Genomic DNA, 19,689 nt, shown 5'->3' with positions numbered 1-19,689 from the left:
TGAAATGAAATGTCCCACATGTCAGCACCTTGGCACAAGGGTGCTTGATTCAAGACCAGTAGATGAAGGGAAATCCATCCGTCGTAGAAGAGAGTGCGAAAGCTGCCAATATCGCTTTACGACGTTTGAGAAATTAGAAGAATTACCACTGATTGTGGTGAAAAAAGAAGGAATTCGAGAAGAATTCAGCCGCGAAAAGATGCTGAGAGGACTCATTAAAGCATGTGAAAAGCGTCCTGTTGCTTTAAAGCAGCTGGAGGATGTCTGCTTTAATATTGAAAAAGAACTGCGTAATCAAGGCATGTCAGAAGTGAAAAGTGAGCTTGTAGGTGAAATGGTGATGGACGAGCTGGCAAAAATTGATGAAGTGTCTTACGTCAGGTTTGCCTCCGTTTACCGGCAGTTTAAAGATATCAACGTCTTTATTGATGAATTAAAAGATTTATTAAAGAAAGAACGCTAAAAAAGAGCTGAAGATTCTTCACGCTCTTTTTCCTGCGTAAAGCGTAAAACGCAAAAAGGGTGTACAATAGAAACAATTGCAATTCATGGGGAGGATCAGCATATGACAGAGCATTGGAAGGAAGTGCTAGCCGTCGATCCGTATGTCGTCAAAAGCGCTTCATTGCTCGGTGACATCGATAGACAGCTCATCACTCTTTTATATCAGCCGCTTATAGGCATGTCCGCTTTCAGCTTATATATGACGCTGTGGGGAGAGCTGGAACAAAATCGTATGTGGGGAAAACCCGCACCTCATCGGCAGCTCATGGTCATGCTGCAAACGAATTTAAATGATATTTTTGAGGAACGTTTAAAGCTTGAAGCGATTGGGTTACTCCGCACATATGAACAGGAAACGGAAGAAGGCAGACTGTTTACATATGAGCTTGTGCCGCCGCTAAGACCAGATGAGTTTTTCCAAGATGGTATGCTGAATGTCCTGCTGTACCATCGTGTAGAGAAAGCGAAATATATGCAGCTTCGTGATTATTTCTCATATCCCGGTGTTCCGGCAGAGGCAAAGAACATCTCGCGGTCGTTTGAAGAAGTCTTTCACGTATTGCAGCCAGGTGAACGCAGGATGACAGAAGAAATCAATCAGGCGTCATCACTTGATCAGGGCTATGAATATGTGACCGTTGGATCGAGTCAACCGGCTCCTCTCTCAGACGATTCTTTTGATTTCGATTTATTGTTAGCAGGCATGTCTGATATGATGATTCCAAGAAAGGCTTTGACAAAGCAGGTGAAAGAAACCATTAAGAAGTTAGCCGTTGTATACGGCATCACCCCGCTTCAAATGCAAAATATTGTAGCAGGCGCCTGCGGTTCGGATCAAATGATCTCAACAGAAGAGCTGAGAAAAGCAGCAAGAGACTGGTACCAAATTGAATACAGAGGCGAGCAGCCAAAACTCATTGATCAAAAACAGCCAAGACATTTACGTCACGATGCCTCAAAGCCGCCGGCGGCAGATACACCTGATGCCAAATTGATTGAAAAGCTTGATCATATTTCACCAAGGGAGCTGCTAAAAGATATGGCTGACGGCATTGAGCCAACGTATGCCGACTTAAGAATTGTCGAAGATATTATGCTTGAGCAGCAGCTAGAGCCAGGTGTCATGAACGTTTTAATCTACTATACATTACTGAAAACAGATATGAAGCTGTCGAAAACATATATGCAAAAAATCGCCGCTCATTGGGTGAGAAAGAAAATTAAAACCGTAGCGGCGGCCATGAAAATGGCCAAAGAAGAGAACAGGCAAATGACAGAGTGGGCGCAGCAGAAAAAGCAGCGCAGCACATACGGATCAGGGAAAGTTGTCCGTGAAGAGAAGCTTCCTGACTGGATGAAAGAAACCGAAACGAAAGAACAGCCGGCAAAAGAACAAACAGACAACCTATCGACAGAAGACCTCGAACGAGAAAAAGAAAAACTGTTAGATCAGTTTAAAAATATGAAAAAGTACAATGCACATTAAGATGAGGTGAGATGAGGATGAAACCGATCGGTCGTTCATTTGAACAGCTAAAAGGGCGCGTAGATTTTCGTGTAAGATACAATCAGATTAAAGAAAGTGTACTATCTGATGAAAATGTAAAAACCTTTTTACAGGAGCACCAAGAAGACATACACGAAGACATGATCAATCGCAGCTTGAACCGGCTTTTTGAATATGTGCAGCAGTCGAAGGGCTGTTCATATTGCTTAGATGAAGAGAACGTCAATGCGATTTTAGACGGTTATCACCCGAAGCTTGTGATCAAAGGTCAGAGTATTGATATTGAATATTCCCCTTGTCCAGTCAAGCTGCGGCTCGATAGACAGAAAAAACAGCAAGAACTCATGAAAAGCATGTACATTCCGCAAAATGTTCTTCAAGCGACGTTCTCTGATCTGAACGTTGTGGGAAGGCAGGAAGTCATTCAAAAAGTAGGACAATTCCTGCAAAGCTATGATGAGACGGGCAAAGGGAAGGGCTTATATTTACACGGAAAGTTTGGAGTAGGAAAAACGTATATTCTGGCAGCCATTGCGCAGCAGTTAGCGGAGAAGGAATACCCATCCCTCCTTGTGTACGTGCCTGAATTTGTGAGAGAGCTAAAAAATTCGTTAGCCGATCACACACTAGAATCAAAACTGAACATGGTCAAATCCACTCCTATTTTAATGCTTGATGATATTGGGGCAGAGTCGATGACAAGCTGGGTTCGAGATGAACTACTCGGAACGATTTTACAATACCGTATGGCAGAGCAGCTGCCGACTTTCTTCTCTTCTAATTTCGCACCAAGTGAACTGAAGCATCACTTTACGTACTCACAGCGCGGGGAAAAAGAAGAGGTCAAAGCCGCTCGTTTAATGGAACGAATTCTCTATTTAGCAGAGGCAGTCTTGCTCGAAGGAGAAAACCGCCGTCATTTATAAAACCGTCTATCACCTGAAGGAGGAGCAAATGAAATGAACAAAAGAAAATGGCTGCTTTTTCTCGTGATTGCAGGTCTCGCTGTTTTACTTTGGTGGCTGAACAAACAGCATCTTCAGCTGGCGCCGAAAGATGTGAAGAATTGGGTGCTTCAATTTGGACTGCTGGCTCCCTTTGTTTTTCTTTTCTTATCTCTTTTTCGCCCGTTTGTTCTCGTCCCACTTACGGTCTTTTCGCTGGCAGCAGGTTTGGCATTCGGAAGTGTCCTTGGGACGATTTATGCCCTCGTTGGTGCTACTGCCGGGGCAACAGGCTCCTTCTTACTTGCTACAACCTTTCGTTCAAAAAAGAAGGATACAGAATCAAGCAGCCGGAAGCTGAGAGCGGTGACGTCCCGCATTCAGGAGCATGGGTTTCTTTACATTTTGTTATTGCGAATTGCCCCAATCCATTTTGACTTTGTCAGCTATGCGGCAGCAGCTTCACGTGCAAATTATCGTGCATTTACGGCAGCTACCTTTTTAGGCTTAATACCGGGTACAGTTGCATTAAATGTCCTTGGCTCAAGCTTTGTCAGCGGCAATTATGCCGCTTTAGCAATCGTTTGTTTGATTTATCTGATCTTTATCTCAGTTCCGCTCATTTTAAAAAGAAAGATGCCTGATTTATTTTAGGCGTCTATTTTTTATGTTCTCCCCATATATATGTAACAGATGTCGTTAGGGGGGACAAACATGCTTGAAATAATCTTTGAAGATGAATATGATACCGCCGCTTTTTTACATCTTGCTGAACACTTGGACAGTCGGCATCACATGTCAATTCAACAAGGGAAAGACCGGCTTCTCATAGAGGCGAAGGAATCAAAAGAAGGACTTGAGTCCATTGTGCGGCCATTACTAGTTCACTTTTTTTTGGAATGCAAAGAAAATGAGCGCATGCGCAGCATTCTTGAAAACACGTATTTATTTAAAGATCCTGAAGAGCAGCACCAAATTCTTTCAATTGCCCACAGCATCATGAATGGGGATTTAGATGATATTCCCGGCATTCATCAAGAACCGTCAAGAGAAGCCCTGTTAACAAAGGAGCTTGAGACCATTTCTTTACAGCAAGGTATTTTTTCAATTGGTTCATTTATGACATTCAGACTGTCAGAGTATGACAGGAGGCTGAAGAACTATGTTGAAGTCTCCATTGAAGAATACAAAATGGAACAAGAATATCAAAACTTTATTCAATCGCTTCGAGACTATGTGATGGCAAAAGAACCAAAGCTCGAAAAAGTACATGTTGTGCATCAGGATCGCCTGATGATTTGGGAATTTCGGTACGCTTCTGAGCGTGATCAAAAACAATACATAGACAGACAGTTTGTAAGAGAGCATCCAATGTATATTGATTCGCAGCTGATTGCACCACTCGTATCCATAGCGCCCAAAAAGATTGACCTGTTTACAAATGATACGGGTCACTCGATGGTACAGACCATTCAAAATATTTTTCAAGAAAGGGTCGAGGTATTCCCGGCTCATTCATTTCAAGAACACAATGTTCAATTTGTCCATGACCATTTGGGACAGAAAAGTGAAAAGCTTTCTTGATTTTCACGAAAAAACGTTTTATAATACGGTGTAACTTCATACAGAGACCGTATTGATAAGGACATGAACAAATGAATACCCGCTTAAAGAGAGGGAAGCCTTGGCTGAAAGCTTCCTAGCAGAGGACCATTTGCTTTACCACCTTTGAACATCAGCTGTGAACGTTTTAGTAATGGCTGACGGGAATTCCCGTTATCGAAACACAAGCCGTGTTTGCTTATGAAAAAGAAAGCTGCAAATACGGGAAAAAGGGTGGAACCACGATTCCGTTTATTCAACCTCGTCCCTTTCCAGGGGGCGGGGTTTTTATATTGCCAAAAAAAGGAGTGACCAGAGATGTCAGAACAAATTCAACTTACATTTCCAGATGGAGCAGTCAAGGAGTTTGACAAAACAGCTACAACAGAAGACATCGCGGCATCAATTAGCCCAGGCCTAAAGAAAAAAGCGCTTGCCGGTAAATTGAACGGTAAAGAAATAGATCTGCGTACGCCGCTACTAGAAAGTGGAACAATTGAGATCATCACAGATAAAAGTGATGAGGCACTCGATATTATGCGCCACAGCACAGCTCATTTGCTAGCACAGGCAATCAAACGCCTGTATGGAAAAGAGCATCACGTTCAGTTTGGCGTAGGTCCTGTGATTGAAAATGGCTTCTACTACGATGTGGACATCGATGTTGCCATCACACCTGAAGATTTACCAAAGATTGAAAAAGAAATGAAAAAAATCATTAACAGCAATCTGCCAATCGAGCGAATTGAAGTATCAAGAGAAGAAGCGAAAAAACGCTTTGAAGCGATTGGTGATCAATTAAAGCTTGAGCTGTTAGAAGCGATTCCAGAAGGTGAAGCTGTTACGATTTATGAGCAGGGTGAATTCTTTGACCTCTGCCGCGGCATTCACTTGCCATCAACAGGGAAAATCAAAGAGTTTAAGCTGTTAAGCCTTGCAGGTGCATACTGGAGAGGTGACAGCAACAATCAAATGCTTCAGCGTATTTACGGTACAGCTTTCTTCAGCAAAGATGATCTAAATGAGCACTTACGCCTGCTTGAAGAAGCGAAAGAACGCGATCACCGTAAACTAGGAAAAGAGCTAAAACTGTTTGCGAACTCTCAAAAGGTAGGTCAAGGTCTACCGCTGTGGCTGCCAAAAGGCGCAACGATCCGCCGCGTGATTGAGCGTTACATTGTCGATAAAGAAGTACGCCTTGGTTATGAGCATGTGTATACACCGGTTCTTGCAAATGTTGAATTGTATAAAACATCAGGGCACTGGGCGCATTATCAAGAAGACATGTTCCCTGTGATGGAAATGGACAACGAAGATCTTGTTCTTCGTCCGATGAACTGTCCTCACCATATGATGATTTACAAAAACGAGCCGCATAGCTATCGCGAATTGCCAATTCGTATTGCAGAGCTTGGTACAATGCACCGTTATGAAATGTCAGGTGCTTTATCTGGCCTTCAGCGTGTTCGCGGTATGACATTAAACGATGCACATATCTTTGTACGTCCAGATCAAATCAAAGACGAATTCATTCGTACAGTTCGCCTAATTGAAGAAGTGTATCAAGACTTTGGCTTGAATGACTACACATTCCGCTTATCTTACCGTGATCCAGAAGATACTGAGAAGTATTTCGACGATGATGCAATGTGGAATAAAGCGCAATCGATGCTAAAGGATGCAATGGACGAGCTTGGTCATGACTATTATGAGGCAGAAGGCGAAGCGGCATTTTATGGTCCGAAGCTTGACGTTCAAGTGAAGACAGCTCTTGGAAAAGAAGAGACACTGTCTACTGTACAGCTTGATTTCTTACTTCCAGAGCGCTTCGATCTCACATATATCGGAGAAGATGGCAAGCACCATCGTCCAGTCGTGATTCATAGAGGTGTTGTTTCTACAATGGAGCGTTTTGTTGCCTTCTTAATTGAAGAATACAAAGGAGCCCTTCCAACTTGGCTGGCACCTGTACAATTCCAAGTCATACCGGTTTCACCGTCTGTCCATTTAGACTATGCGAAAAAAGTACAAGAACGTTTGCAGCTTGAAGGTCTTCGTGTAGAGCTTGACAGCCGTGATGAAAAAATCGGATACAAGATTAGAGAAGCGCAAATGCAAAAGGTCCCATACATGCTAGTCGTCGGAGATCAAGAAGCAGAAAATGGCGCAGTCAATGTAAGAAAATACGGAGAGCAAGATTCAGAAACAATGGATCTTGAAGCCTTTGTGAAACATGCAGTAGCAGAAGCGAAAAAATAATCTTTTTCAAGCGAAGCAGCCAGTGATCTTTCTCTTTAGATCACTGGCTTTTTCTTTTTGGGGAAAATCCTCCACTAGTGATCCAGTCCCTTGAATGATACGTTTAGATAGTGCGAAAGTATGGGTAAGTATGTACTATTGGTTCGAGTTAAATTGGGGGAATGAAAGCGATGACGCAAACAACAAACACTTTATCATCACAAGTATTGGAGCGATCAGCAGTACTTCGTGCATTGGAACACTCACTGGCGATGATTGAATTTGATGTGACAGGTGAAGTCCTATGGGTCAATGATATTTTTGCAAAAGCCCTGGGATATTCAAAGCAAGAAATGATTGGTTTAAAACATAGACAGTTTTGTCCTCCTCATATTGCAGAACACGCAAGCTATCAAATGTTTTGGAAGCGTTTGAAAGAGGGGCAAGTCTTTCAGGAAAAGGTGCAGCGGACGACGAAAAATGGTGACAGCTTATGGCTTGAAGCGACATATACACCTGTCCGCAATGAAGAGGAACGCGTAGTGGGTGTTGTGAAAGTCGCAACAGACATAACAGAAAGAGAAAGCACGATGAAACAGGTCGTAGACGTTTTAAAGGAGATGTCTGCGAAATTAATGGAGCGAGCAGAAGTGGGCATCCAGCATAGTCAAAGAGTCAATGTCTCCTTTGATCATATAGCAAACGAAACAGATCAAAATATGAGCTTACTAGAAGGATTAACAGAGCAGGTAGAGTCCATCAGCTCCATTGCTACAACGATTAACAGTATTTCCTCACAAACCCAGCTCCTTGCATTAAATGCGGCGATCGAAGCAGCCCATGCAGGTTCCTATGGAAATGGCTTTAGTGTAGTGGCGGCAGAAATTCGAAAGCTTGCAACTAATTCAAAAGAAGCGATTGTCAAAGTAGATCAATATGTAAAGGCGATTCATGCAGAAGTAGAGAAGGTCAGCAGCGGAACGAGCCGGGCCAAGACAACCGTGTTTACAAATCGTGATCTTGTAAAGCAGGCAAGTGAGGAATTTATGAATGTAGGAGAAGCAGCCCGCAGCTTAGACAAGCAAGCGCAAAGTCTAGCGGTCATTGTGTAGTTTGAGCACACAAAAACACCCAATCTCGTCAGGAGAAGGGTGTTTTTTGTGTTCTATTTTAATATATCAAACAATTCATGTAAGTCTTTGATTTCATAATCTGGCGTTACATCTGTTTCATTCTTTTTGCCATGTCGATTGATCCAAACGGTTTGAATCCCGGCTCGAGATGCCCCAAGAATATCTGTTTTTGGATTATCTCCCACCATGATCACATCGTCTTTTGTTAGATTTAACAGCTGAAGGCAGTGCTCAAAGATGCCAGGGTCAGGTTTGCCTTTCCCGTAATCTCCTGAAATCACAATTTCATTAAAATAAGGCGCAAGCTCAGGAACACCTGCTAGTTTTTCTTTTTGAAGACTAGGATCTCCGTTTGTTAAAAGGAGCAATTCATAGCTGCCTTTCAGACGGTCTAAAACAGGGTACGTTTCTTCATAGACAAATGGGCGTTTTCTCCGCTCGGCTGCAAAAAAATCAGCCAAATATTGTCCAAATGCCTCATCGTCAATTCCTGCTTCTTTTAAGCCATTGGTCCAAGCGTTCTTGCGGTACTCAGGTGCAAGGGCATTCAATTTTTGAAAGCCTTCGCTAATCGGTTCACTAAAATTGGACCACAGTCCTTCGAAAGGATTAATTCCGATCATGACAGTATAATCATATGTTTCATAGGACGAATACAGCTTTCTTGCTTCTTCACGAACAATCTGTTCAAATGTTTCTGGATTCAGTCCATATTTTTTTTCCGCTTCGCGGCATGTTTCCTGAAAAGTGGTATGAATGCTTTTTTCATCCCAAAGCAAAGTATCATCTAAATCGAAAAATACGGCTTTCATGATCTTCTCCCTTGTTATGTATGTGTTACCTTCAATTGCAAGTGACGGCTCAAGTTCATTTTACAATAGAAGATGAGGGCAATAAAGAAAAGATTTGAGAGATATTTGAACATTGACCGCACATGATAGAATAGAAAGACAGTAAATAATACATACATCCAATTGAGGTGGCAGGTTTGCTTCATTTAATTATTATGATGATCGAGCGTGTTGGGATCATCGTTATTTTAGGGTTTGTGCTTGCCCATGTGAAGGGCTTTCGCAATCTATTGCTTCATAATGAAGGGTTTCGAAAAAAGGCAGTCCTTGTCTTTATTTTTGCTTCTTTTAGTATTATCAGCAATTACACAGGAATTGAAATCCAGCAGCAGATGGTCATGAATCATGAGTTTTCCTATCATCTCGGCTCGTCAAGCTCAATTGCCAATACGAGAATCATGGGAATCGAAATGGGCGGATTAATAGGAGGGCCATTTGTTGGCATTGGTGCAGGGCTTCTAGCTGGGATTCATCGCTATTCATTAGGAGGAAGCACGGCACTCAGCTGTGCGATTTCTTCGATTTTAGCCGGTGTGATTGCTGGCTATGTCGGCAGCAGGTTTAAGCGGAAGAATCGAATGGTGACACCTCGCCAAGCCGCACTTTTTGGTGTGGCAATGGAATCCTTGCAAATGATCATTATTCTTCTATTTGCAAGACCATTTGCTGATGCTTGGGGGCTTGTGAGTATCATTGCTTTGCCGATGATTTTTGTGAATGGAATTGGCAGCTTTATCTTTTTATCGATTTTACAGTCAGTCATACGGCAAGAAGAGCAGGCAAAGGCGATGCAGACACACCGTGTATTTTCAATCGCCGATCAAACGCTGCCTTTCTTCCGCCAAGGGTTAAATGAACAGTCATGTAAAAGCGTGGCGGAGATCATTCATCGATTAACAGAAACAGATGCGGTCTCCTTAACCGATACAGAAAAGATTTTAGCGCATGTTGGAGATGGGACGGATCATCATATTCCATCGAAAAGCCTCATTACAGGGCTGTCGAAACAAGTATTGATGAGCGGCAAAATTATGAAGGCGCATTCGAAAGATGAAATCAATTGTTCAGTCACCCATTGCCCGCTTCAAGCGGCGATTGTGCTGCCCCTTACCTCCAATGGTCAAACGATCGGAACGTTAAAAATGTATTTCAATTCTCCGGTCGGATTAAGCAGGGTGGAAGAGGAGCTTGCAGAAGGCCTGGCAATGCTGTTTTCCACACAGCTTGAGCTTGGGGAGGCAGAAACCCAAAGCCGTCTGCTAAAAGATGCAGAGATCAAAGCGCTTCAAGCGCAAGTGAATCCGCACTTTTTATTTAACGCCATTAATACCATCTCTGTCTTGTGTAGAACGAACGTAGAGATGGCTAGGAAGCTGCTGCTGCAACTGAGTATTTATTTTCGATCCAATTTGCAAGGCGCCCGCCAGCTGCTCATTCCACTTCATAAAGAAATTCAGCATGTAGAAGCATATTTGTCACTTGAACAAGCGAGGTTTCCAAATAAATACCATGTGACCTTTCAAATTGAAAAGGAGCTGGAGCAGGTGATGATTCCACCATTTGTGCTTCAGGTGCTTGTTGAAAACGCAGTGAGACACGCTTTTCCTAAACATCAAACGAGCTGTGAAGTCATCGTATCCGCTGTGATGAAAGATGGGCATGTCAATATGAAAGTGACGGATAATGGACAGGGAATCGAGAATGACAAGATGGCTCAGCTATTAAAAGCGCCTGTTGAATCCAAAGAAGGAACAGGTACGGCTCTTTTTAATTTAGATCAGCGGTTAAGAGGGATTTTTGGCAGACAAGCCGCTTTATCCATTCATAGCGGTCAAGGCACTGACATCTCATTTCGCATTCCAATGGACTATGTAAAAAAGGATGATTTTCGTTGATAAACGTATTAATCGTAGATGATGAAGTGTTAGCAAGAGACGAATTAAAATACTTATTACGCAGAACGAAAGAGGATGTTCAAATAGAGGAAGCAGAAAATATAGAATCTGCTTTTGACCGGATGGTGGATCATAAGCCGGACCTGCTCTTTTTAGACATTGATTTATCAGGTGAAAATGGATTTGATATTGCCAAAAGGCTCAACCGGATGTCTGATCCGCCAGCGATTGTATTTGCGACAGCATTTGATCAGTATGCGCTGAAGGCGTTTGAGGTCAGTGCGCTTGATTATTTAACAAAACCATTTGATGAAGAACGGCTTTTGCAAACGATCCAAAAGTTTAAAAAGTGGAAATCTGTTGAGACGCAAGACCACCAGCTGTCAGATGAGAAAATCCCCCATCAGCAAAAGCTAGCCATTTCAGTTGATGACTCAATTGTCATTCTGCAAGTAGAAGAGATCATGTATGTAGGGCTTAGTGAGGGGAAAAAGGTCGTGAAAACAAAGGATCACATGTATGAGGTCACAGAACCGCTTGTGGTCATTGAAAAGAAACTCCCTGAGGCTTACTTTATGAGGGTTCATCGAAGTTATATCGTGAACACCTCTCATATGAAAGAAGTACAGCCGTGGTTTAATTCGACGTATAATCTACATATGACAGACGGGTCGATTATTCCTGTCAGCCGCACTTACGCCAAAGAACTAAAGAAGTCGCTCCTGCTAGAGTAGGACGGCTTTTTTATTTGTATTTCAATACTCGTTTTCTGCATTTCATTCATTGAATTCGGCGAGTTTGATTGTAAACGCTTCATTCATTTATTTCATGCCGTATACTGAGGGCAGTCGAAGAAAGAGGTGAAGGGGCATGAGTGCCACTAAAGTATATGGATTTCTATCTCAAGCATTTATCTTTGCAACCGTAATGTTCGTTTCTAATCTCATTTCAATGTATTTACCAATTCCGATGCCTGCATCTGTGATTGGTCTGGTTCTATTATTTGTTTTGCTGACAACGAAAATCGTCAAACTGGAGCAAGTGGAGCAATTAGGTACATCATTGACAGGGCTCATTAGCTTTCTATTTGTTCCCTCTGGTATCTCGGTTATTCAATCACTAGGTGTCATGCAAGAAGTAGGTGTGCAAGTCGTCGGTGTCATTATCATTGCAACGATTATGTTACTAGCAGCGACAGGGCTATTCACGCAGCTTCTCATGCAATTATCAGACAAACCACAGAAACGTAAAGAGACAAAGGAGAGCAAATCGACTCCTTCTCATTCTAATAAACCAGCTTCAAGTACGCATTAAAGGAGAGATGCAGGATGGGTACAAGTACGATGAGTCCTTATTTTGGTATAGTCGTCTCATTGGTCGCCTTTGGAATCGGTACATTCTTATTTAAAAAATCAAAAGGCTTCTTCTTATTCACACCACTTTTTGTGGCCATGGTGTTAGGTATTTTATTTTTAAAAATTGGCGGTTTTTCCTATGCAGATTATAATGAGGGCGGCAAGATTATCAAGTTTTTCTTAGAGCCTGCGACGATTGCTTTCGCTATTCCGCTTTATAAGCAGCGCGCATTGCTTAAAAAATATTGGTGGCAGATTTTATCCGCTATTTTTGTAGGGTCACTTTGCTCCATTACAATTGTGTATGTTGTAGCAAAAGGAATTCATCTTGATGCGGCTGTAATGAAAAGTATGCTCCCACAGGCAGCGACGACAGCGATTGCTCTTCCGATTGCAAAGGATATTGGCGGAATTGCAGATATCACAGCCTTTGCGGTCATATTTAATGCAGTCATTGTGTATGCACTAGGTGCTTTCTTCTTAAAATGGTTTCGAATTAAAAATCCAGTGGCGAAAGGGCTTGCACTCGGTACATCAGGACATGCACTTGGCGTCTCTGTTGGGATTGAGATGGGAGAAGTAGAAGCGGCCATGGCAAGTATCGCCGTTGTGGTCGTAGGAGTTGTGACCGTCATTGTCATCCCAATCTTTATGCAATTCATTCTTTGATGGCGTCATTGTTTTGAAAAAGCCTTGCCCAATTCGATTAATCATGCTAAAATGAAAAAGTTGTTTCAAGAGTTCGCTTACTTGACGGACAAATGAAAATTGTGTAGAATAATTAACGAATTGAATAGATATCACAAGCAGAAGCACCCGCTTCTCACCTGATTGACACGTGTTTGTAGTTGACAGGTTGACCGTACATTTATTTTTTCATGCAAATGTTCGCAGTGTGGGTGTTTTATATGCCCACACTTTTTGTTTGCCTGTAAAACATACAACGAAATGGTCAAAATGAATTGTGAACTCAATTCAAAATCTCATGGAGGTGGCTCACTATTAGCAAAGATCAATTAGTTAATGAAGGTATTCGTGCGCGTGAAGTTCGTTTGATCGGACAAAATGGCGATCAGCTGGGGATTAAAACCCGCCAGGAAGCTCTGGAGATAGCTGCTAAAGCCAATCTTGACCTTGTGTTAGTTGCTGCAAATGCAAAACCACCTGTTTGCCGAATCATGGACTATGGTAAGTTCCGATTCGAACAGCAGAAGAAGGATAAAGAGGCACGTAAGAATCAAAAAATCATTAGCTTAAAAGAAGTTCGGTTGAGCCCGACAATTGATGAACATGATTTTAACACGAAGCTCCGTAATGCAATCAAATTCCTTGAAAAGGGCGATAAAGTGAAAGCTTCTATCCGCTTTAAAGGGCGTGCGATTACGCATAAAGAAATCGGACAGCGCGTGTTAGACCGTTTCTCTGAAGCTTGCGCTGAAGTAGCAACAGTAGAAACAAAACCTAAGATGGACGGACGTAGCATGTTCCTCATGCTTGCACCAAAAGTCGAAAAGTAAAGTAACAGAGGGAGGAAATATCCAATGCCAAAAATGAAAACTCACCGCGGATCTGCTAAACGTTTCAAAAAAACAGGTTCTGGTAAACTTAAACGTTCTCATGCGTACACAAGTCACCTGTTCGCTAACAAATCTACAAAGCAAAAACGTAAATTGCGTAAGAGCGCAATCGTAAGTGCTGGAGATTTCAAACGTATCAAACAACAACTTGCAAACATCAAGTAATTTGGAATAGGAATCATAGGAGGGAATTACAATGCCAAGAGTAAAAGGCGGAACTGTGTCGCGTCAGCGTCGTAAAAAGGTTCTTAAATTAGCAAAAGGTTATTTCGGTTCAAAACATAGATTATACAAAGTAGCAAACCAACAGGTGATGAAATCTGGAAACTACGCTTTCCGTGACCGTCGTCAGAAAAAACGTGACTTCCGTAAACTATGGATCACTCGTATCAATGCTGCAGCTCGTATGAACGGTCTTTCTTACAGCCGTTTAATGCATGGCCTAAAGCTTTCTGGTATCGAAGTAAACCGCAAAATGCTTGCTGACCTTGCTGTGAATGACCTAAGTGCATTCAATCAGCTTGCTGATGCTGCAAAAGCACAACTAGACAAGTAAGTCATATGAAAGATCATTCCGTCGAGGGGTGATCTTTTTTGCTCATCATGTGAGGTGAAATGAATGAATATCGCGTTGATTGTGCTGCTGATCTTGGTAAATGGCTATGGTTTCTTTCTCATGGGAGAGGACAAGCGCCGGGCAAAAGCGCATAAATGGAGAATTTCAGAGGCGCACTTATGGAGTGCTGCCGTGCTTTTTGGGGCTTTCGGATCGTATCTAGGGATGCAGTATTTCCGTCATAAAACAAAGCATCCTGCCTTTCAAATTGGCATGCCAGTGTTAATCATGGTGCAGTTGATCATATTAGGATATATTAAGTTCATCTGAAAAAGGAGCAGACGCCATCAAGACGGCGTGTCTGCTCCTTTTTTTTGTTTGATTTTTTTAATGGGCTGATCCCAATCAATTTTTGTTTGAGGATAACGTTCGATAATGTTTTCCTCCAATTTTTCAAAGTCTTCTAATGTAAATTCACTTAGCTTCTCAGGTGACTCCGTCCAAACGTAAATGGAGTGGACAAATAGAGGATGATCCTTAGACGGAACATGCTTCTCCCCTTCAAACAAGACACCTTTATAGACGAAATTAAAATTTTTACGTGCATTTTGTTGTTCGTCCATAAAATAAAAGCCTTCTTTTAATTGTGCTTGTTTCAGCTTTCTTCTCGGATTTGAGAAGAATTTTACCGCCATGTAGAAGATGTAGACAAGCAGTGCAACAAGAGCTAGTCTAATGAGGATTACAAACATGACAGGATGCACCTCCAATACCGTTATCTGATATACTACGAATGAAAAGGCCAAAAGGTTTCAACTTTTTTTAAAAAAATATTTCGTAAAACGAAAAAATATTCATAAAAAGATCGTATTGAACGAAAAAGGTTTTGTATAATAAGAATGCACCATGAAGATAAAGGAGGATATATGGAATGACAAAGCTAGATCAAACATTAACTATGCTGAAAGACCTAACGGATGCAAAAGGGATTCCAGGAAATGAACGTGATGTCAAAAAAGTCATGCAGACATACATAGAATCATATGCAGATGAAGTCTCTAGTGACCGCCTTGGCAGCTTAATCGCTAAGAAGGAAGGAAACGCAAACGGACCTAAAATTATGCTTGCTGGTCACTTAGATGAAGTAGGATTCATGGTGACAAAAATTGATGACAAAGGCTACATTCGCTTCCAAACTGTCGGCGGATGGTGGTCACAGGTCATGCTCGCGCAGCGTGTGACCATTGTAACGAAAAAGGGAGACATTACAGGTGTGATTGGCTCAAAGCCGCCGCACGTCTTGTCACCTGAAGCTCGAAAAAAATCGATTGAGATCACAGATATGTTTATTGATATCGGTGCATCAAGCAAAGAACAGGCAATGGAGTGGGGCGTTCTACCTGGAGATCAAATCGTCCCTTATTTTGAGTTTACAGTGATGAATGATGAAAAAATGCTCCTTGCAAAAGCATGGGACAACCGTATCGGCTGTGCAGTTGCGATTGATGTCATGAAGAACTTACACAATACTCAGCATGAGAATATTGCTTACAGTGTTGCAACTGTACAAGAGGAAGTTGGCCTGCGCGGGGCTAAAACAGCAGCGGCTACAATCCAGCCTGATATTGGATTTGCCATTGATGTTGGTGTAGCAGGAGACACGCCGGGCATTACTGAAAAAGAAGCAACAAGCAAACTTGGCAAAGGGCCAACGATTGTTGTATTTGATGCTTCGATGGTATCTCATAAAGGGCTTCGGGATTTTGTTGTCCAAACAGCGGACGAATTGAACATTCCTTACCAATACGACTCCATGCCTGGCGGCGGGACAGATGCTGGCGGTATCCATTTAACAGGTCATGGTGTGCCATCACTATCGATCGGGATACCAAGTAGATATATCCATACTCATGCAGCGATGATTCACCGAGATGATTATGAAAATGCAGTGAAGCTTTTAACAGAAGTGATCAAAAGACTTGATCAAAAAACGGTTGAGCAGATCACGTACGGTTCTTAAGTAAGAAAGCCTTTCCTCAGTATAGGGGAAGGGCTTTTTTTATTTCATTGAATTTCCCAGGAAATGAACTGTCATTTTAAGTTACGCCAAAAGAACTGTTTTTGGCAGAAGAAGAAAAAATATTCTAGTGAATAAGGCACATGTGATCTGGCTTTTATTTTTGTAAGATGAAAGCAATAAAAAGGACAGAGCCTAAAGAATGCCCTGTCAAAAGAGAGTTTATGGAAGTAGGTGAAGCTACCTTAAGAATAAACACATTATTCTTATTTGTCAACTCGGTTTTAAAAGAGAGGAAAATCAATCAATTTATGTTATATTTGTAACAAATTGTTTGTGCGAAGGGGATGATTAAATGAATGCGGTTACAATTGTCATAGCATCTATGTGTATTTTAGCGATTGCCTATCGTCTTTATGGCACATTTATGATGGTCAAGGTCTTAAAGGTGACAGACGATCATCCTACACCGGCTCACACATTAGAAGACGGGAAGGATTATGTGCCAACTAATAAATGGGTCACATTTGGGCATCACTTTGCTGCGATTGCAGCTGCCGGCCCATTAGTGGGTCCGATTTTAGCCGCACAATTCGGGTATTTACCGGGTCTCCTTTGGCTGTTAATTGGCGCAGTGATTGGCGGAGCTGTACATGATCTTGTCGTCTTATTTGCGTCGATGCGAAAAAAGGGGAAATCGTTATCAGAGGTAGCGAAGGAAGAGCTAGGACCTGTCGCAGGATTTTGTACAGGGCTTGCAATGCTGTTTATCATTACGATCACAATGGCAGGTTTGTCTATGGTTGTGCTTCATGCGTTAGAACGTAATCCTTGGGGGACATTTGCAGTCGGAATCACGATTCCAATTGCGATGGGGGTTGGTCTTTATTATAAAAGGACAGGCAATTTAAAACAGGCCACAACTGCGGGATTTATTTTGCTGATGGTTGGCGTATTCCTTGGGCCGAATATTCAAGGAACGGCACTTGGCGATCTTTTAACACTTGATACAAAAACGCTTGCTCTTGCCTTGCCGGTCTACGCTTTTTTTGCTGCGGCATTGCCGGTTTGGCTGCTGCTCGCACCGAGGGATTATTTAAGCAGCTTTATGAAAATAGGTGTTTTTATCGCATTGATTGCTGGAATCTTTGTCGTCAATCCAACGATTCAATTCCCAGCCTTTACGGAGTTTGTGAATGGAGGAGGTCCTGTTTTAGCTGGTCCTGTCTGGCCTTTTATTTCGATTACCATTGCTTGCGGGGCCATATCTGGTTTCCACGCATTTGTTGGATCTGGGACAACGCCTAAGATGCTTGACCGCTGGAGTGATATGAAGCCTGTCGCTTTTGGCGCAATGCTAGTAGAATGTCTAGTTGGAATTATGGCGTTAATTGCCGCTACGGCTCTTCATCCAGGCGATTATTTTGCGATAAACAGTACGCCAGAAGTGTTCAGAACACTCGGGATGAGTGTCGAGAACCTTCCACAGCTGAGTAAGGAAATTGGTCTTGATTTAGAAGGAAGAACGGGTGGAGCTGTGACATTAGCTGTAGGGATGGCGTATATCTTTACGGGAATTCCGTTCTTTGGTCATTTGGCGTCTTATTTTTTCCAATTCGTCATTATGTTTGAAGCTGTTTTTATTTTAACCGCTATTGATGCAGGGACACGTGTGGCACGTTATTTAATTCAAGACTTCTTTGGCGAAGCTTATAAACCGCTTAAACGAAATGACTGGGTCCCTGGGTCGGTGTTCGCAAGTGCGCTTGCTTGTTTTATGTGGGGCTACTTGCTTTACTCTGGAGACATCGGGTCCATTTGGGCGCTGTTTGGGGTGTCAAACCAGTTAATGGCATCGGTCGGTCTCATCATCGGAGCAACCGTTGTATTAAAAATTGCAGATAAAAGGCGATATATGCTGACTTGTTTAATTCCACTTGCTTACTTATATGTGACAGTGAATTATGCGGGCTATTGGATGGTAGCAAATGTATACCTTAATCCCGAGGCATCAGGTTACAGCGTGCTGAATGCGGTGCTATCAATCATTATGTTGATCTTAGGATTTGTGATTATTGTGTTTGCGATTAAAAAATGGGTCGACATTTGGCGTGATCCAGCGCTTCGGATGGAAACACCGATCACTGGCTAAATGAAAAAGCCGGTTTGCTTATGATAGCAAACCGGCTTCTTTTATTGCTGCTGATGAGGCTTTAAGCCTTGCTCTAATGTTTCAAGAATCTCATTTTTCTCGTTTTCTGATGCTTCTTGCCATAGCACTTCGAACAACACGCCAAGGCCTGGCAGCATTTTTTCCTCACCGCTTTGAATGGCATCTAAAATCGTATGCTCAAGCTGCTCTTGATTATGGCCAGTGATGTTTTGAATGACTGCGCCTCTTAAATTAAAATCCATTGCCCACACTCCTTTTTTGATGGTAATAGCCCTATTCTGTCTCAAAGACAGGTTTATTATGTAGTGTGCATGAGATATAATAAATTCATGATATTTAAAGGAGTTAAAGTCGCTTGAAATATATAGAATCTGCTAAAAACACAAACATTAAACAGTGGAAAAAGCTCCATACGAAAAAAGAACGAACGAAAACGGGGCTGTTTCTCGTGGAGGGAATCCACTTAGTGGAAGAAGCATTGAAGAGCGGAGTTGTGAAAGAATTAATGGTCACATCGCCTGATAAGCTTCCTTCTCATATTGATCCGGACATTGAACTGTATGAACTGAGCGAGGAAGCCTTTTCTGCCATGACCGAAACGGAAACGCCTCAGCACATCGCGGCAGTTTGTACAGTTCCTGTATTTGAAGAAAAGAAGTATGAACGACTTCTTCTATTAGATGCAGTGCAGGACCCAGGGAATCTAGGCACACTCATTCGGACAGCAGATGCCGCTGGACTTGATGCTGTGATCTTAGGCGATGGAACAGTTGATGCGTTTAACGGAAAAACGCTCCGTTCCGCACAAGGGTCGCATTTCCACCTGCCCATTTTAAAGCAAAGCCTTCAGCAGACCATACCAGTATGTAAGGAGCAAGGCATTCCTGTATACGGAAGTGCTCTAAACAATGCGAAAGCGTATAGAAGCGTAACGGCAGAAGGTTCGTTTGCATTAATTGTGGGCAATGAAGGTGCGGGTATAAACCCAGAGATTCTGCAAATGACAGACCACAATTTATATGTGCCAATGTATGGACAGGCAGAATCATTAAATGTGGCTGTTGCAGCAGCTGTTCTTGTCTATCATTTGCGTGGATAGTGTTGCATCATGCGCTCATTTTCACTATAATGAAACTAATATTTTAAAAACCATGATAGAGGAAGATTGTTTCAAAGAGCGGCCTGATAGGGAGAATGCATCGTAGACTGAAAGTGCATTTAAGGAATGCTGAAACAGGAATTCACCTCTGGAGTTGTCACCGGGACCGCAAGTTTTGCGTAAAGGTGAACCGGATTCGTTTGATTCCGTTATGTCAATGAAGCTTATTCGCACATGT

21 protein-coding genes and 2 other annotated features are annotated in these 19,689 nt (G+C 42.3%); of the genes, 18 read left to right on the top strand and 3 right to left on the bottom strand.

Going from position 1 to position 19,689, the window contains the following annotated elements:
* The first annotated feature begins 4 nt into the window (after positions 1-4).
* The 7 genes from nrdR to MKY18_RS12970 all read left to right on the top strand — a co-directional run bounded on the left by nrdR (position 5) and on the right by MKY18_RS12970 (position 7,907).
* Positions 5-463, top strand: a complete 459-nt coding sequence (gene nrdR, locus MKY18_RS13000) for a transcriptional regulator NrdR (protein WP_003216720.1) — start codon at positions 5-7, stop codon at positions 461-463.
* A 102-nt stretch (positions 464-565) separates the two neighbouring features.
* Positions 566-1,990, top strand: a complete 1,425-nt coding sequence (locus MKY18_RS12995) for a replication initiation and membrane attachment family protein (protein WP_185107118.1) — start codon at positions 566-568, stop codon at positions 1,988-1,990.
* Positions 1,991-2,007: 17 nt separating this feature from the next.
* Positions 2,008-2,937: a primosomal protein DnaI gene (gene dnaI, locus MKY18_RS12990; RefSeq protein ID WP_185107116.1), complete on the top strand. Its 930-nt coding sequence runs from the start codon at positions 2,008-2,010 to the stop codon at positions 2,935-2,937.
* Positions 2,938-2,970: 33 nt separating this feature from the next.
* On the top strand, positions 2,971-3,609 hold the full coding sequence (locus MKY18_RS12985) for a TVP38/TMEM64 family protein (protein WP_044140648.1): 639 nt from the start codon (positions 2,971-2,973) through the stop codon (positions 3,607-3,609).
* Between the two features lie 60 nt (positions 3,610-3,669).
* The gene (ytxC, locus tag MKY18_RS12980; protein WP_185107115.1) at positions 3,670-4,539 is read left to right on the top strand and encodes a putative sporulation protein YtxC; all 870 of its coding nucleotides are present in this window, start codon (positions 3,670-3,672) and stop codon (positions 4,537-4,539) included.
* A gap of 43 nt (positions 4,540-4,582) precedes the next feature.
* Positions 4,583-4,830, top strand: a binding site (T-box leader).
* Positions 4,831-4,875: 45 nt separating this feature from the next.
* A complete protein-coding gene (gene thrS / locus MKY18_RS12975; protein WP_185107113.1) occupies positions 4,876-6,816 on the top strand; it encodes a threonine--tRNA ligase in 1,941 nt (646 codons plus the stop codon).
* A 170-nt stretch (positions 6,817-6,986) separates the two neighbouring features.
* Positions 6,987-7,907: a methyl-accepting chemotaxis protein gene (locus MKY18_RS12970; protein WP_185107111.1), complete on the top strand. Its 921-nt coding sequence runs from the start codon at positions 6,987-6,989 to the stop codon at positions 7,905-7,907.
* A gap of 53 nt (positions 7,908-7,960) precedes the next feature.
* On the opposite strand, the gene MKY18_RS12965 is transcribed toward MKY18_RS12970, so the two are convergent.
* On the bottom strand, positions 7,961-8,740 hold the full coding sequence (locus MKY18_RS12965; protein ID WP_061409040.1) for an HAD family hydrolase: 780 nt from the start codon (positions 8,738-8,740) through the stop codon (positions 7,961-7,963).
* Positions 8,741-8,916: 176 nt separating this feature from the next.
* Between MKY18_RS12965 and MKY18_RS12960 the strand changes: the two genes are divergently transcribed.
* The 8 genes from MKY18_RS12960 to MKY18_RS12925 all read left to right on the top strand — a co-directional run bounded on the left by MKY18_RS12960 (position 8,917) and on the right by MKY18_RS12925 (position 14,492).
* Positions 8,917-10,674, top strand: a complete 1,758-nt coding sequence (locus MKY18_RS12960; RefSeq protein WP_065098567.1) for a sensor histidine kinase — start codon at positions 8,917-8,919, stop codon at positions 10,672-10,674.
* On the top strand, positions 10,671-11,408 hold the full coding sequence (locus tag MKY18_RS12955; RefSeq protein WP_044139936.1) for a LytTR family transcriptional regulator DNA-binding domain-containing protein: 738 nt from the start codon (positions 10,671-10,673) through the stop codon (positions 11,406-11,408). The genes MKY18_RS12960 and MKY18_RS12955 overlap by 4 nt, the downstream gene beginning before the upstream one ends.
* Positions 11,409-11,544: 136 nt before the next feature.
* Positions 11,545-11,988 carry an antiholin-like murein hydrolase modulator LrgA gene (gene lrgA / locus MKY18_RS12950; RefSeq protein WP_003216712.1) on the top strand — a complete coding sequence of 148 codons (444 nt, stop codon included), beginning with the start codon at positions 11,545-11,547 and terminating at the stop codon, positions 11,986-11,988.
* 14 nt (positions 11,989-12,002) lie between these two features.
* Positions 12,003-12,698, top strand: coding sequence for an antiholin-like protein LrgB (gene lrgB / locus MKY18_RS12945; protein WP_170966027.1), 696 nt, complete (start codon positions 12,003-12,005; stop codon positions 12,696-12,698).
* A gap of 129 nt (positions 12,699-12,827) precedes the next feature.
* Positions 12,828-12,959: a sequence feature (ribosomal protein L20 leader region), on the top strand.
* A gap of 71 nt (positions 12,960-13,030) precedes the next feature.
* Positions 13,031-13,546 carry a translation initiation factor IF-3 gene (gene infC, locus MKY18_RS12940; RefSeq protein ID WP_044139937.1) on the top strand — a complete coding sequence of 172 codons (516 nt, stop codon included), beginning with the start codon at positions 13,031-13,033 and terminating at the stop codon, positions 13,544-13,546.
* Between the two features lie 24 nt (positions 13,547-13,570).
* The gene (gene rpmI, locus MKY18_RS12935; protein ID WP_003216324.1) at positions 13,571-13,771 is read left to right on the top strand and encodes a 50S ribosomal protein L35; all 201 of its coding nucleotides are present in this window, start codon (positions 13,571-13,573) and stop codon (positions 13,769-13,771) included.
* Between the two features lie 31 nt (positions 13,772-13,802).
* Entirely contained in the window at positions 13,803-14,162 is a 360-nt protein-coding gene (rplT, locus tag MKY18_RS12930) for a 50S ribosomal protein L20 (RefSeq protein WP_003216409.1), read from the top strand.
* Between the two features lie 63 nt (positions 14,163-14,225).
* Positions 14,226-14,492, top strand: coding sequence for a DUF1294 domain-containing protein (locus tag MKY18_RS12925; protein ID WP_044139938.1), 267 nt, complete (start codon positions 14,226-14,228; stop codon positions 14,490-14,492).
* Between the two features lie 17 nt (positions 14,493-14,509).
* Here MKY18_RS12925 and MKY18_RS12920 read toward each other — a convergent pair whose 3' ends face one another.
* Positions 14,510-14,914 (bottom strand): hypothetical protein, encoded by a 405-nt coding sequence (locus MKY18_RS12920; protein ID WP_003216690.1) that lies wholly within the window; start codon positions 14,912-14,914, stop codon positions 14,510-14,512.
* Positions 14,915-15,093: 179 nt separating this feature from the next.
* Here MKY18_RS12920 and MKY18_RS12915 point away from each other — a divergent pair, with 179 nt between their 5' ends.
* Together MKY18_RS12915 and cstA are read left to right on the top strand one after the other, a co-directional pair.
* Positions 15,094-16,182 (top strand): M42 family metallopeptidase, encoded by a 1,089-nt coding sequence (locus MKY18_RS12915; protein ID WP_050943605.1) that lies wholly within the window; start codon positions 15,094-15,096, stop codon positions 16,180-16,182.
* Positions 16,183-16,534: 352 nt separating this feature from the next.
* A complete protein-coding gene (gene cstA, locus MKY18_RS12910) occupies positions 16,535-18,331 on the top strand; it encodes a carbon starvation protein CstA (RefSeq protein WP_106066900.1) in 1,797 nt (598 codons plus the stop codon).
* 41 nt (positions 18,332-18,372) lie between these two features.
* On the opposite strand, the gene sspI is transcribed toward cstA, so the two are convergent.
* Positions 18,373-18,594 carry a small acid-soluble spore protein SspI gene (sspI, locus tag MKY18_RS12905; protein ID WP_003216243.1) on the bottom strand — a complete coding sequence of 74 codons (222 nt, stop codon included), beginning with the start codon at positions 18,592-18,594 and terminating at the stop codon, positions 18,373-18,375.
* A 113-nt stretch (positions 18,595-18,707) separates the two neighbouring features.
* Between sspI and MKY18_RS12900 the strand changes: the two genes are divergently transcribed.
* A complete protein-coding gene (locus tag MKY18_RS12900; RefSeq protein WP_044139942.1) occupies positions 18,708-19,451 on the top strand; it encodes an RNA methyltransferase in 744 nt (247 codons plus the stop codon).
* The last annotated feature ends 238 nt before the right edge of the window (positions 19,452-19,689 follow it).

Origin of the sequence: Bacillus sp. FSL R7-0672 (genome assembly GCF_038601465.1) — a bacterium.
In the GTDB taxonomy this organism is placed as follows: Bacteria; Bacillota; Bacilli; order Bacillales; family Bacillaceae; genus Bacillus; species Bacillus pumilus.
Note: the sequence above shows the minus strand (reverse complement) of the source record. Positions and strands in the feature narration are given on the sequence as shown.